Here is a 16,195-nt window from a genome sequence, read left to right as displayed (position 1 = left end):
TACCGTATAACTTCCTGCCGGTGCTGTAATTGTATTTCCTGATTGAGTAACTCCTGTTGATGGAGTTACAGCATAGGTATAAGTAGCATTATAGTTTGTAATTATAAAACTTCCTGTTGAAGTTGAACACGTTGGCTGGGTTACTGTGCCAATTGTTGGTGTTGGTGGAATTGGAATTACTGTAACTACTACAAGTCGTCTTGGGGTAGTTACTGTTCCGGTTGTGGCTTCAATATAATAGTTTGTTGTTGAATTTATTGGAGGAGTTATGAAAGTTGCTATTGCTCCAAAAGGAATTGAACTAACTGTTATTGTACTAATTGGATTTACTGCACCTACTGCATCATATAGTTTATAAGTAGTTGAACTTATTGGAGTAGGGTTTTTAACAGCGGTAATAGTTGCTGTACCAGAACCACAAACATTTGTTGATGTTACGTTTACTGTATTATAACCACCTCCCGATACAAGTTCTGGAAAACTAATGGTACCTCCTCCTCCCCCACAAGATGCCACTCTATCAGGTCCTATCCATATCCGATCAGAAGAACTACAACTTGACGTATCACTAATGTTTCCACCGCTTTCAACTATAATTGATGAATTTGCTCCTAATCTCAAATCATAATTTCCACTGGAAAAACTAATGGTAGCATTATTCCTTACTATAAATTGTATAGCACCATAACAACCTAAATCTAAATCTATATTCATATTTAATGTTGTTGAGGTTACACCATCACCAACATAAATAATTGTATTACTTCCAAATGTTGTACAATTTATTGCAGTTGCATTTACTGTTGTTCCAGTAATTGTATATTGGGCATTTCCTTTAAAAGAAAAAACTAAAAAAACCAGCAAAGCAATGAATTGTGCTTTTTTAGCGATGCTTTTTACAAGATTATTTGAGCTCCAAATAGTCGGAAGCGAAACTTCGTTCTTTTGACTTATTCTATTTACAATAATAGTATTTTTCATATCATATATTATTGTATTTATAAATTAAAATAGAAAGTAAATTTGGTATTGTATTATATCGCGAAAGTATGATATTTAAACCATTATTTTAAGCAATTTTACCATTGGATCAAAATTGATAATAAATAGTACGTTTAAACATTTAATCAGAAAAAAAATGAATTGTTAACTTACTCATTTAAAACTTAAAAGCAAAAAAAAATCTCGTTTCTTGCGAGATCTTTTTTGTTAATTATTTAATACTTTTTTAGATAGAATACCTTCATCGGTGAAAATATTTATTATAAAAATTCCTCTTCGAAGGTTATTAACTTGTAAATTCAAATACTCACCGTTTAATCCTTTTTCCCAGGATTGAATTTTGAGCCCCAAAAAGTTAAATATAGCAACTTTATTAATCTTAATTAATCGGTTATTTTTAATTTTAATTGTTCCATCTGAATTATTAACATGAATTACTAATTCGGAATGAAAATTATTTTTATTTTTATTACTGTCACTATTAATTTCATTATTATCAATAATTTCATTCTCGATGTTTTCATCTATTAAAACGCTTTCTATACTTGTATCGATTGAAATTTCCTCTATTGAAGGTGTTGGTATACTTGAACTAATTATAGCATTTTTCTTAAATTTAATTGCAAAGCGATTATGATATTCTCCAGGTGATAAAGAAATTTTGTATGCATTATTTTGAATGTCATACGTTTCATTCAAATGTTTATCAATCAAATGCACTGTAAATCCACTAATAGGATTTTCAATTGCATCCAATTTTATACTAACTGTGCCCCCACTAATTGTTCTCACTCCAAGTAAAAACTCTTTATCTTCGGTTATGATATTTGTTGCCTGAATTACATATTTTTTTCTTTCCAAAATCCAGTACATATCGTCTTCAAAAATTTGATAAATTTCAGCGTCATACCCCCAATCTACACCATCGGTAGTGTTTTCGTCAATAGTTAATAATAATTGTCGATGATCAATTTTGGGAGCATCAAAACCTATTCTGAATTTTGGGCGTAAATCAGAAACTTGAGAAAAAGAAATCAAGCCAATTAAAAGAAGTAAGATTGTAAAAAGAACTTTTTTTTTCATAACACTGTAGTTTATATGAAATTTGGTATATTTTTCTTTATAAGAATATACTAATATTACAAACAAATCTGATAAAAGTTTATTGGCAACGTCTTAATTTTGATAGCACTAAATTACATCATATATTTAATATAGACAAATAAATAGTAATATTTATTATACAAATGGTTATTTTATATAAATAATTGGTAATATAATTAAATTTGTGGTTAATTTACCTTTTCAGTGTAATTAAAATTATTCAATAATTATTTTCTTACTAAATTTTCCGTTAGAAGTAAATACTTGAACAATATATACACCTGTGGCTTGTTTAACAGGCAATGTTATTGTTCTTGCCGTATAATTACCTTTCCACGTTTGTATGGTTTGTCCTAAATAATTAACCAATTGAATGCCGGTAATATCTGCATCTACTATTTTTTTTATGGTTAATTCTGAAGTGTGGTTGTTCATAAATACTTTTACACCTTCAATTATGGTCATTTCATCTTTGGTAAATAATCTAGGTTGAAAAACTACCGAAAATCTATCTACATATTCGCCTTTTTCTAAATTAATTTCAAACGGCTGATCATTAATTTTATAGGTTTCTCCGGTTAGGTTATCTTTTATAAAGATTTCCGTGTTCTTATCCACGTTTTCTAAAGCTTGAATTTTTATTTTAATCAAACCTGCTATCTCTGTCTTAATACCTAATGGCAACTCTTGATCTTCATTAAAATTATTTATTGCCTGAATGACCAACTTGGTATCGCCCATTTTCCAAAACATATCCTCTTCTCCAACATCGGCTATAGGTGCATCATATCCTAAATCAAAACTATTTGAAGCATTTATATCAGCACCTACTAACAATGCCCTGTGATACCCTTTTGGAGAACTATAGTGTAACCTTATTTTTGGCCTAGTGTCTCCTTTGCCTTGATCGTTAATAACATTGTTTTCATCACTTCCTTTAAAAAAAAGTGACCCAACACCTGAACTTGCCCCTTCTCTTTTAAATTCGCGCTGACTGTTTTTAAATACAATATTTCCTCCTTGAATAGCAGGCGTAGACCCAGATACTCCCGCATCTAAACTTGTATTTACAAAAAATCCTTGGTTTACTGGTATGTATCTTTCAGGTACTTTATTACCCTCAGCAAGGTTAGCATTTATTCGACTATCAATTGAAATGGCCTCAATGCCTCCCATTAAAGTATAGGTGGCATAACCGCCTACATATTTAGCTAAAACATGTGTTTTACCAGAAAAATGATGCCAAAAATACAATACACCATTAAAAACATTCACCGCATTTCTTCCAACTTTACTATTTATGGTTTCAGCAATATTGTCCTTAATAAACTCATCGGCATTTAATGCTGATGGATATGGATTCCCTATCAGTCTGTTTTTCTCACTTGTAGATTTATCTAATGGCAAAGTAAAATCTCCATTATACGGTTTTCCTCTAAATTTATAATTCTGATTGTCTGTAATAGCTGCCGTACCAGAGGTTCCTTTCATGGTATACCCTTCTCCTGGTAACAACGCCGTAGTTTGATTTATTTTTATCCAAGAATTATAATCATTTGATGGCCCATAAAATTTATATAACCAGTAACTACTAATTCTTTTAGGAATTGTAGCGGCGCCATCTGCCCACGTATGGGATGCGCCAAAACTAATTCCCAATGGAGATGCAGTGGTGGATGCGTCCATTAATCTTCCTGCTATAGTAAAGTTGGCGTTTGTGCTTGCTACTCCTGTTCCTCTAGCACCTGTATTTCCAGAAATTGGTCCAACATTAGACGACCAGTAATTATAATTATAACTGCTTTGGGTACCTTGCTGGTCTCTATCTAAATAACCTCCACTATCGGCGTCTAAAATACTTCCGGGTTCTTGTACTAATTGCGATTCGCCTACTAAATCTATAACTCCATCTAATTCTAAATACCAACTCACATTTAATTCAGAATCATTTTGAATTTTAAATATTATCGGGTTTGAACTTAAGTCTTGGTTATTAACAATTAAACCCAAATGCTTTTGATAGGCATTATAACTAATGTTTTTATGTTCTATTTTAACAATAGACCAATCATAGGTTATTGCATCTGTACCTTTTATTCCTTTTGAAGGAATGTCCAAGGCGTTTGATAAAGTAGTATCGCTTATTTGGGTGATAAAAGGTAAAGGAGCTTGCTGAAGGCTAATAACTTTTGTGTTATAAATTCTTGCTCCTGTTCCAACATCTATTGTTGGGGTTGTTAAATTATCTATTATATTATCTTTATAAACATCCATTCTATAATACCTTTTTAAGTTTAGCCAGGGTAATGGAGTACTCGTAGTTTCATTTACATAGTGTGTTATGTTAAGTGGTATAACAGTTCCCTTTAAAATTCCTGAGTTCTCTTCAATTTCTTGATAAACCATTTTTTGAAGTTCGTTTTCTGATAATGCTTTATCAAATACGCGAACCTCATCCATATAGCCCTTAAACATATCAGCCGTTGTGTTGTAAATATCGGTATTTGAAGGATCCCTACCCAATCTAAATTTAGTGTTTGTACTTGTTTTAATTATTGGTCTCATACCTGCTGTATTTGTACTCGCAACTTTTTTGCCATTTATAAATAATTTGATAGTTTCAGCAGTATTTGATCCATCATAAACTGCAGCAACATGAGTCCATCTATTTAATTCTAATGCAAAAGTTGAAGCTACTGTAAATGGTAAGGAGTTTATTTCAACTCTAAATCTTTTGGAGGCATTAATTCTAATCCAAAAATTACTTTGTCCCATAATTGCTGCATCGCCAGAAAATGCTGGATCTAATTTTACCCATGCCATCAAAGTAGCTTTAGAAAGTCCATTTACAATATTATTGACACCATCATCTTCCTCCATATAATCATTTCTACCATCAAAATACAGTTGCAACTTTCTTTCTAAGTTTCTAGGTGAACCAAAAAAAGCAATATTAGTATCAAAAGCATCTACAATTCCATCTTTATCACTATCTGAAGCGCCATCAATTATTCCGTCTGCATTACTATCTAAACTTGCATATAACGTTCTTGAAATGTCAAAATCTATTCCATTGGATTTTACATCCACATAATCTGAAATTCCGTCTCCATCGGTATCTTTCACATAATTAATCCATCCAACACCTGTTGAACCTTGATTTTGATTTCCAAAAGAATCGGCATACGTAGTATTTCCTATTAAGTAATCATAAATATCTAAAATACCATCCCCAAAATATTCTAACACACCATCATTATTTGAATCTTTAAATCTAAACAATTCGGAATCTGTTCCATCTCCAACACCATCCCCATTAATATCTCCATCCCCATTTTCAAAACCAGCAATAGCACTGCTATTACCGGCTCCCGACTCGTCAACATCAAAAACACTATCATTATCACTATCTAAATCTATGAAATTAGGTACTCCATCACTGTCAGAATCTAGTGGAATATTTCCTTCTGCATCATCGTGCATTCCGTTATTATTGGAATCAATAAAGATTACTGCAGCTATCTTTGCTGTTCCATTACTATAATTTGTATTAACACTTTCTACAACGTCTGGTATCCCATCGTTATCACTGTCTAAATCAAAATAATCGGGCACCAAATCTCCATCTGTATCTTTACAATTTGGAATTACAAACAACTGCACTTTATCAACAAAATTTCCAGGACTTGAAGTGCCAGATATTGCAGCAATTGCTGTAAAGGTTAATCGAGTAATTGTTTGCCCTGCAGGAACTGTATATGTACCCCAATGCTCTGTCCAAGAAGCATCACTTGCCGAAGTAAAATCACCTTGACTGGTTAATGTGCCATTTGGATTGCCAATTAATAACCGAGCAATATCTTCTCCAATTCCAGCAAAACCTTTTCTTTTACGATGGGCAAAAGACCATTGCAACACATCACCAGGCGTTGTTACTATATCTTGATAAAAACCATCATTAGTAGTCGCGTTAATTTCTGCCCATTGTACCCCTGAAAATGCACGACCTCCTAGGTCATTTCCTGCTGCTTGAGTATTATGCCAAATTTCTAAATGATTATTAGGTAACGATTCTCCGCTATGCCAATTTGGAATATTAGAGCCTGTACCTTTCCAAATACCAAGAGTGGCTACAACGTCAGTTGGGCCTTGATCAAGTCCAGAGGTTATAATATTTATATCTTCAAAATCCGCATTATATATCCTTGGTTTCACAAAATTAAGGCATTCTACTTCGTCCTTAATTCCATCATTATCATCATCAATATCAACATTATCGTTAACACCATCTCCATCACTATCAAAAAATCCAATTAATTCAATATCATCTACTCGAAATGTGTAAGATGTTGAAGTTTGTCTAAATCTAATAAATAAATTTGTGGAAGGTGGAATTGAACCATTTACTGAAACCAACGCCCAACCAGCAGATCCAATTGCAACCGATCTACCATATGAAAGTGTTGTATAGTTAGTCCCATCAGTACTAACTTCAACTAATAATTGGTTACTTGCAGCGTCAATTGATTTCCAGTGCCCAAATCTGAGGGTACTATTTAAAAATCTTGAAGTATTAATTCCAGAAATAACAAAACTAGTAGTATTGACATTTGTAAAAAAAACATTTCTACTGCCAGAAGCTTTATTATAATCTGAGGAAGGAGAATCTGTTCTAGTATCGGCTGTACCTACAAATGCTAAGCTATTATTTGAAAAAGTAGTGCCCGTAACAGCTGTTACTGTCAATCCACAACATACACCTATAGTTTCTGAAAATATAGTTTGCCCAATACTTGTAGATCCTACCAAATAAAGACTAAATAACACAACTTTTTTAACATTAAATTTTAATTTTAATGTTATTTGAAAAAGTGAAAATATTAATGGGGCTAAATATTGTTGAAAAAAATTATTGTTCAATCGAATTTTGGGGCCATCTAAATCTTTTTTTAACATTTTGTTAAATTTTTAAACATTAGCATTAGGCATATGAGGCGCTAAGCCCATTGCTAAAATTTAAATACTAATGTAGTGTGACAAATAGCTATTTATTCACATACACTATTAATTCCCATTAAATGATTTAAGATAACTCCATACCAATTTTTAAGCATTCCAAAATTAATATCCATAGAGGAGAATCGTCAATAAGGTTTTTCATAGCATATGACAATTCAAATATAAATAATTAAATGAAATATCAAAATTAATTTTAAGATATGACTCTGATAGTTAACTGAAAATAAATTTTTTAAAAAGTGATTTCATTCTCTTTTTTACCGATTACTATAGATTTTAACCGGTTTATTAAATTATTATCGAAAGAATATTAATTGGAATACTTGAGGTAAAAAAAAGTGCTTATTGAAATATCTTAATATCTTTTAAATAAAAAAATTACTAAAAAGTAGAATTTTCGTCAGCCTGTACGCTCAGTTTCTGATTTCTGAGCGCAATAGAAATAAGTTTGTGTAGAAATTGATAATTAGTATATTGAGATAAAGGAATGATTAAACAAGTTCAAAATGAAAGTTTTAAACACTTTTTAGACAACCTCTTTTGAATTTAACTATTTGATAATAATTTTCTTATTAAGTTTTCCAATTTTAGAACTAACTTGGACTATATATACACCTGTAGCTTGTTTAATTGGAATAGCTAATTCTCTTTCATTAGAATTTATTTTCCAACTTCCAATATTTTGTCCTAAATAATTAATAAGCAAAATATTTTTAATTCCTTCTGTATCATCATTTTTAACATGTAATACTGAAGTTATATTATTCATAAAAACCTGAACTTCATCAATTATAACTTCTTCCTCATCTATAACAGCCGTCTCTTCAATTGCTATTGGAGCATTAGATTTAAATGTTAGGGCAAACCTCTTTAAATATTCACCCGCCATTAAAGTTATTTCAAAAGGCTGATTATTAATTACAAATGTGTTACCCGTTTCTTTATCAAAAATATTAATATCTATATTTGGTGGCAAATTATCTGTGCCGTCAATTATAAATTGAACAATACCATCTACAGAAACCTTTACACCCAATGGGTAAACTTTATTTACATCAAATTTTCCAACTCCTTGAATATTATATTTTGACGTTCCGATGACAAAATACGCATCGCTTTCTTGAGTATCTATTTGCTGTGCATCATAACCATAATCTAAGCTGTCGGTCGCTTTTTCATTCATAAATCCAATTAGCATTTGTCTATGAAACTTGCTAGAAGTATTAAAACCAAGTCTAATCTTAAAATAATTATCACTTGTTATAGAATCGTCTGAATTGGTAGAAAACGATTTTCTTCCAGAGGTTTCAGCATTTTTAAATAAGGTATTTGACTCTGCAGAATCTTCTTTTTGAAAACCTCTTTGTCCATTATTAAAAGTTATTATACCACCATTTACTGATTCTCCAATAACAAAAAAGCCTTGTCCAACAGGTATATACTGTTTTGGAATTTTTGTGATTGCTCCTAATCCACTAATTTCAGGTGGACTCACAGGAGGGACCCCTCCAGTTAAGTTTAATATAGAATAACCTCCTGTATAACCCTTCAATAGGTGTGTATTATTCAAAGCAGATTGTTCCCAAAAATAAATAGACCCCGTAATTGAAGAGGCATTATCTTCAATAAAAGTATAACCATCAAGAGCTGATGGATATGGGTTTCCAACTAAAAAATAGTTATTTGCTAAAATAGAATTTGTTTCAATTGTTCCATTATATGGTTTCCCTACAAAAGTATAATTTTGACTAGTACTTCCTACTCCGCTTGCTCCTTTAACCGTAAATGCTTGAGATGGTACTAGTGGGCTGTTTTCTGTTATTTTTGCCCAATTGGCGTAAGCAGTTCCGTTCACAAATTTATAAAGCCAATATCGAGCTAAACTTATAGGAGAAGTTCCACTGTTTCCGTCGTAACCTCCAATCCAAGTAATATTTTGAGGTGTTAATGTTGTTCCATCTTTAAATACGCCAGAAATCGTATAGTTATTGTTATTGGTTACCGCGTTAATTGGCCCTACAGGAGATGACCAGTAATTATAACTATATTTATTTCCAGTACCTTGCTGACTTCTAATTATATAGCCCGAACTTGTTGGTTCTAATTCACTATCTAAAGTTTGTATTAATTGAGATTTTCCTTGTAAATCAATGATTCCATCTAATTTTAAATAGTGCGAAACTTGAATTTTTGTATCATTACTCGATGATACAGTCTTAAAACTGTCAACTAATAAGCCTAATACAACCTTATTGCTTGTTGAAGCTACATTGTGGGCGATTTGAACAATATTACCTTCTACATCTGTTCCAGCTTTTAAACTTATTGAATTTGGAATGTTTTGAACTGTATTATTTAGCCATGTTCCTGCTATATTCCAATCTCCATTTGCTTTTGTAATATAAGGTAATGGTGCTGTTTGAGTACTAACAATTGTTTTAGCCACAGCTCTATAATTAATTCGTAAAAAGAATCGGTCATTGGTTTGACCCTCCACTGTAGTGCCATAAAAAGAATTAAAATCGTAATAAGCAGCTAAATAGGCCCAAGGCATTGAAGGTATATCTTTTGGAATAACTTTGCCTCTAACTAAAGCTCCATTTTGCTCAATTTCCTGATTCATTAGGAAATTTACTTGATCTCCTGTTAATGCTAAATTCCAAACATAAACTTCGTCAATTCCCCCTAAAAAAGGACTATCTATAGTATGTGCATCAATATAAACAGCTCCAATAGAGAATCGATTGAAATTAGGAGTAGGCGGATTAACACCTTGTGCCGATTGGTCTAATACACCATCTACATATAGAAATATAGTACCACTTTGGTACACAAAAGCAATATGATGCCATTTTAAATCATTTAAAATCATATTTGAAGTAAACCTCGGTGTTGCATCATCATCAACCATTACTTCAATTTTATGTGCTGCATTTAAGCGTAATTGTAATTTACTTCCTTTAGCCATTATAGTTCTAATACTAGCCGTATTATTCCCTTTAACCCATGCCGAAACAGTGAAGGCAAACGGGTTTAAATTTAAACTATATTCACCAACCAAAAAGTCTGTTAAACCAATATTTACAGCACTCTTTTCTGTTAATTTAGGCACTTTTCCAAAAGTAAAAAACTTGGTTCCTTCAAAATCGTACCAAGTTTGCAATATTCCTAGGATATTAGAATTGCTTTTTAAAGGAATTACATCAATAATATCTGTATCTAGAAACGAAGGTGTATTTGATACAATTAATGCATACTCTTCATTTGCATTTTTTGCGAAAGAAGAAAATGCAGTGGTAGGAATACCAATATAAACTTCACTTACATCGGCTCCTGTTCCCACAATTTTCCATATTCTGTCTATGCGAGTAAGTGTTGTAGTAGCTCCTGTTCCAATAGTTACTGCATTGGTGCTTGTGCCTGTAAAAGCACCATTGTCACAACCCCAAACTAAAAACTCCTTATTAACTTTAAATTCATTGGTGTTGACACTATTGGTTGGCGCTATGGCTCCTAGCCCAATTATAACTTCGTTTACGTCATTAATACTTTTCGATTGTTTTTGATTTAAATCAGAATCGTCATCTCGTCCTATCCCAGCAATATTAAAATTAAATCCTGTATTTGCTGCGATGTCCCATATTTTTATTCCAGCAGAATTAACATAATCTTTTTGCGCCTCAGTTGAAGATCCAAGGGTAATACCATATTTAATTGCCAAATAAGTTTCAATTTTTTGACGACTATTATCACTATTATCAGGTTGAATACCATCATCATCTGGAACACGTTCTGCAAAAGTTAAAATTTCAGCAACCCTACCGTTTAAACTTCCTGATTCACTAAAGTTTTTCCCAATCCAATATTTAGTACCCCAAACAACATCTGGATCTGGAACTGTATCTATATGACCAACATTAGTAAAAGTTCCGACATTAGTTGAGGTAGTTAATAGATTTGAATTATAAAGCATTTCCTGTGAATTTGCAATTGTGGAATTATTTCTGACGTTGATAATTCCTGCATTTCCATACGATTTAGTGGTGCTGATTTCTGCAATTCCATACGTAGAAGTAGATTCTTGCATATAAGATAATAATTCGTTGATAAAACCGGTAGTATAGTTCCCATAGCCAACACCGGTAATTGTTCCGGCTGGAGTTGGATTATCCAAATTAGATTTTACCCCGCCAAAAATAGTATTTTGACTAGATAAACTTGTGATTGTTGCATCGGGTATCATTACAATAAAAATATCTTGACTGTAAAAACCATTGGTTATGTTGTACAAGTATTCTTCGGTTCCTCCTCCATTTAAAAATTTAACAACTGGATTAAAATTAATATTACCTGTATAAGTATCAATAAAAGTTGGTTGATTAATTGCCGTTGGTTGAATTGCATCTTTAGGGTTTGGTCCTAAATCATTCCACACAGAAACTTTATTACTACCATCTTTTTCAATACCTCTTGTTCCCTTAAGCCACAACCCAAAATCAGCAATTACACCTCCTGGACCAGGTCCCGAAAAATTAAACATCTCTGCACTTATATTAAAAGTAAAAGTCTCAGTAGTTGAATAAGTTATAGTAATTGTAGATGGTAATGTTCCTGAACCTCCTGTTGGCCCTGTAAACGTTAGTTAGAATATAACGTAAGTGCCTGGGTTGATAGGTGTTGTAATAGCAGTGGGTGTAAAATTAGGTAACAAAACATATGGTGGTAGTACAAAATCAGCATGTGTATCTACAATTGAAGAAATAACCAAAGGACAGCTTCCTGTGTTGACTATTGTATAATAGCGTGTAACACTTGCTAATTCCTCAACTACACCAAAATAAGTTCCATTGGTTGCTGTGGTAATAATAGAATTATTTGTTATATCAGCTGATGGACTTCCTCCTAAAACAGAAATTATAGGCGATCTGTTAACTTCAAAATTAAATATAAAATCCCCCTGTTGAGTTTCAATAGTAATTTGAACCGTTCGAGAATCGCAAAATGAATCTGTTCTTGTAACTGTAAAATTTAGCGTTTTATTACCACCACAACCAGATCTTAACGATTTTAAATTTCTTGGTACGGCGTTTGCCAGTGTTCTAGAAAAATTTGTATTAGACAAATTAATACCTGTAATTCTAAGATTTTCGCAATTACTTAGGTCAGTATTCGTAACTTGAAATGTTAGACTATTTCCAGAAGTCATGGTAATTGTAGAACCAGCCAATTTAGTTGTTGGACTACCAAGAATTGTTACACCAATACTTTGAGAGTACCCAATAAACTGGATAATAAACAAAACAATATGAAGATTTTTATTTTTAACATCTGATTTTCTAGTTTAAATTGTTAAAAACAGTTGAAAGTTTTTATAAACATAATATAAATATATTACGATTTCAAACAATATGCATTTTTTTATTATAAAATACACGTTTTATAATATAAATGGTAATTTTATTAATAAAAAATAAGAATGAAATGTTTCTTCTATGCAAACAAATTGCTAAATCAAATTCTTTGTAATAAACACCGAAAACGTATCAAAAGAAATGTAAAAAGGTGACTGTTTGTTTAATCCAAAATGTGAATTTTGATAAATGTATCACTAAATGCTCAATAAAACTGAGAAGGAAATGTTTCTTCCTGGTGCGCTAATTGCTGAAGCAAATTCTTTGTAATGAACATCTAAAATATTATCAATAGAAGTATAAAAAGTTACTGACTTAGATATTCTGCAATTGGCATTTAAGTTAAAGGTGCTCCAACTTGGAGTTCCATAATAATCATTTGTAGTTGTAATTAGCGGGGTTTGTTCAACACTGTCTATACCTTCCGTTAAATTATAATTTTTAACACCTTTTTTACCATTAAACTTATACATTATGCCTGCTTGCCACCTTTCTGTTTCATACCCTAACTCCAAAGCACCAAATAATGGTGGAATTGAAGAAAGTGGTTCATGGGTGTCATAAGCTTTTCCTTTAGTGTATGTAACTGCACCTTTAGCAGTCCAATTGGTAGCAATATTTCCTTTAAAACTAAAAGTACTTCCAGCAATAAACGCACTCCTCTTATTTACATTAGCAACTATATTTCCAAGCTCTCCATCGTATAAAATAGTAGCGGAATTATTCATTGTAAAATAATCTCTAGTAATATAGTTATCTAATAACGTATAATAAATGGTAAAGTCCATCTGAAATTTTTTTGCATCAAAATATTTTAAAATACTCGTTTCTGCACTATAGGCATATTCTGGTTTCAAATAAATATTAGGAACAGTAACATTGCCTGATTTTTCTCTAATCTTTCCAACGTCATCAATATTTGGAGCTCTAAATCCTGAGGCTAAAACACTATTAAATTGCCAATTTTCATTTGGTTTATACGCATAACCAAACGTTGCTGTTACAGCAGAATTATTCAATGAAATATCAAAATCTGGTAAGGTTATAAACGTATCGTCTATCCAAGTGGCCGTTAAATGTGTATTTACCAATCGAATACCAGAATTAAGGGTTGTTTTTTTATTTATATTTTGTCTATAATTAACATACGATGCCAAACTTGTATAAGTGCTTCCGCCATCTGGATTTCTAGATTGAACAACAAAAGTATCTGAAAAGCCAATAACTTTATTCCCAAACACTTCCAATCTTTTCCCAAAGGAATTTGAAGAAACATTATTATGAGTAGCCTCTACACCATAAGATAATATTCGAGTATTTGAAGCTGTAAGCGGCACAAAAAAATCTCCATTAATACTAAACACATCAACGTCTTCAATTCTGTATGATCTGTCTAAACTTGAAAATTTACGTTGAATTCTTGATTCCTCAATATTTTGAAAAGCAGTTGTAATACTTCCATTTTCTAACCAACTTAATTTTGGTTCAAATTTTAATTGAGATGAAATTAACAATCGTTTTTGAGGTCCATAATACGATTCTGCATTTTTTAATTTTCCCTTAGAATACTCAGTTAAATCACTAAAATTATGAATTTTTGAAGACGTTGAATATTGAAAATTTAAAATTAAATTGGTTTTAGAAGAAAGAGGAATGTTAAATTTTTGAAGCACATCGGTTTGGTCATAATCTGTATTTTTTTGAAGATTAACATCCTTATTAGCAACACTTAATACATTGTAAAAATAAGTTGAGTTATTAGAATAATCCAATACTTTTCCCCAATCTTTAAAACCGTGATTTCTATTTTTACCCATGTTAACTTCCCCAAAATCACTGTACGAAAAACTGGTGTATGAAGCCCATTTAGGCTGTCTTATTTCAATGTTCCCTTCAGAAGTAAACTCGTTATTTACACTACTATATCTCGAATAAATACTAGTATTTATTTCACTTCGCTCACTAACTTTTGGGGTTTTTGTATAATAATGAATTACGCCTCCTAAAGCATCGGAACCATAAATAACAGAGGATGGTCCAAAAATAACCTCTGTTCTATCTAAAATAGTTGGTGAAACTGTAATTGAATTTTGTAAATGACCCGTTCTATAAATTGCATTATTCATTCTAACACCATCAACAACTAAAAGCACTCTATTGGCTTCCATACCCCTTAAAACCGGACTTCCTCCACCAGATTGAGTTTTTTGGACTCGAATACCTGCAATGTTTGAAAGTAAATCTGCTGATGTTTGTGGTGAGATTCTTCTAATTTCGTTTTTAGAAACAACTGCAATTTGTTCTGCTATCCGCCTTCTAGTTTCTTCACCTTTTGAAGCGGATAAAACCACTTCTTCAAGTTGCTCCGCTTTTTTAACCAAATGCACAACATACTCTATTTCGCCTAATTCTCGTTTTAAAATTTCATATTCATAAAAGGATAAATGATTGAATGAAATAATATCTGTAATTAAAAATGCCGATAAATCAGCTATTCCCATCTTATTTGTATAAACAACTTCATTATTTGAATCATCATAAATGGTAACATTTTCAATAGGAAAATTAGAGCCATATTCTAATACTTTTACTTTTTGGGCTTGAACGGAAATTGTTACAATACTTAGTAACGCTATTAATAATCTCATAATTAACTAAAAACAGATTTTAAGATATCTAACGATTTAGGTTTTCTAAAGCCTTCCATATGTAATTCAAAATATTGCATTAAAATTGTAAGTATCGTTTGCCTATTATTAGCATTGAAATCTACCAAATGTAACACATCAAAATTTATGCCTAAAAGTCTTTTAAAAACAAGTAAATTTTCCCTTTTAATGCTATTTATTGAAGGGCTATTTGTAAAGGTTCCTTTAACCAAATCAAAGAAACTTGCATTTGCATCAATGATTTCTGGATAAAAACCTAAATATTTAGTTAAATTCAATAAAAAAAGTAAATGAAAATTTGAAATATTATCGTGTGAATCTAGCCACAAAAATGATGTTTCTAAATATTGAAACAACGATGCATTCTGTTCTTCTTCTTTAATAGCACTATGTAAAATTTCTGAAAGAAATAGAGCTATGGTTTGTTTTTTAATATGTGTTTGAACCGAATTATACTGGTGCAATACACTTACTTCTCTTATAGAGTTTAGTAACCCTTTGTTATTGTGATTTGCTGTAATGTTCAATAAGGTAAGAGGTTGAAAATAAGCAATTTTAATTTTACTCTTTTTTGAGGCTACTATCCCTTTTAATAGATATGATTTACGACCGCCATTTTCTGTATAACACGTGGCAATAAGACTTGTATCACCAAATTTTATAGTGCCTATTACAATTGCTTTTGTGGTTTCAATCATTTTTGGTTGATGCTGAAATATCCTTTTTAAGATTTATTTGATTTGATTTAATTCGTTGAGTTAAGGAAGTCAAAACTTCCAGAGCTTCCTTTGGTCAAAACATTATTTTAGACAGCAAAATTAATCGTGTGAATTTACTTAAATAATTTAATTAAAAACATACCAAAATAATTAAGACAAGAAAAGTTCATTTCAAAAAAAAACCTTGAACATTGTAATTTGAATTACAATGTTCAAGGAATAAATAAATCAACCCCAAAGACTTATTTAATGTTTTAATGTATAGTGCCAA

Annotated in this window: 7 protein-coding genes; all 7 read right to left on the bottom strand. The window is 31.4% G+C overall.

Annotated features, from left to right (window positions below; all coding sequences use genetic code 11):
* The coding region (locus Q8S45_RS11295) for a hypothetical protein (RefSeq protein WP_371133019.1) at window positions 1-981 on the bottom strand (981 nt) is incomplete at its 3' end.
* 228 nt (window positions 982-1,209) lie between these two features.
* On the bottom strand, window positions 1,210-2,085 hold the full coding sequence (locus tag Q8S45_RS11290; RefSeq protein ID WP_305604782.1) for a T9SS type A sorting domain-containing protein: 876 nt from the start codon (window positions 2,083-2,085) through the stop codon (window positions 1,210-1,212).
* Between the two features lie 237 nt (window positions 2,086-2,322).
* A complete protein-coding gene (locus Q8S45_RS11285) occupies window positions 2,323-7,062 on the bottom strand; it encodes a LamG-like jellyroll fold domain-containing protein (protein ID WP_305604780.1) in 4,740 nt (1,579 codons plus the stop codon).
* Between the two features lie 613 nt (window positions 7,063-7,675).
* Window positions 7,676-11,665, bottom strand: a complete 3,990-nt coding sequence (locus Q8S45_RS11280) for a LamG-like jellyroll fold domain-containing protein (protein WP_305604778.1) — start codon at window positions 11,663-11,665, stop codon at window positions 7,676-7,678.
* Window positions 11,666-11,767: 102 nt separating this feature from the next.
* A complete protein-coding gene (locus Q8S45_RS11275; RefSeq protein WP_305604777.1) occupies window positions 11,768-12,424 on the bottom strand; it encodes a hypothetical protein in 657 nt (218 codons plus the stop codon).
* A 309-nt stretch (window positions 12,425-12,733) separates the two neighbouring features.
* Complete coding sequence (locus tag Q8S45_RS11270; RefSeq protein WP_305604775.1) at window positions 12,734-15,184, bottom strand: TonB-dependent siderophore receptor; 2,451 nt, start codon at window positions 15,182-15,184, stop codon at window positions 12,734-12,736.
* Between the two features lie 2 nt (window positions 15,185-15,186).
* Window positions 15,187-15,903, bottom strand: a complete 717-nt coding sequence (gene recO / locus Q8S45_RS11265; protein WP_305604773.1) for a DNA repair protein RecO — start codon at window positions 15,901-15,903, stop codon at window positions 15,187-15,189.
* Between the last annotated feature and the right edge of the window lie 292 nt (window positions 15,904-16,195).

The organism is Lutibacter sp., assembly GCF_030692605.1.
In the GTDB taxonomy this organism is placed as follows: Bacteria; Bacteroidota; Bacteroidia; order Flavobacteriales; family Flavobacteriaceae; genus Lutibacter.
Note: the sequence above shows the minus strand (reverse complement) of the source record. Positions and strands in the feature narration are given on the sequence as shown.

Bases quoted from the DNA above. Each gene is read 5' to 3' on its own strand.
- Q8S45_RS11290 (WP_305604782.1), bottom strand. From the start codon at position 2,085: ATGAAAAAAAAAGTTCTTTTTACAATCTTACTTCTTTTAATTGGCTTG.
- Q8S45_RS11285 (WP_305604780.1), bottom strand. From the start codon at position 7,062: ATGTTAAAAAAAGATTTAGATGGCCCCAAAATTCGATTGAACAATAAT.
- Q8S45_RS11280 (WP_305604778.1), bottom strand. From the start codon at position 11,665: ATGTTTAATTTTTCGGGACCTGGTCCAGGAGGTGTAATTGCTGATTTT.
- Q8S45_RS11270 (WP_305604775.1), bottom strand. From the start codon at position 15,184: ATGAGATTATTAATAGCGTTACTAAGTATTGTAACAATTTCCGTTCAA.
- recO (WP_305604773.1), bottom strand. From the start codon at position 15,903: ATGATTGAAACCACAAAAGCAATTGTAATAGGCACTATAAAATTTGGT.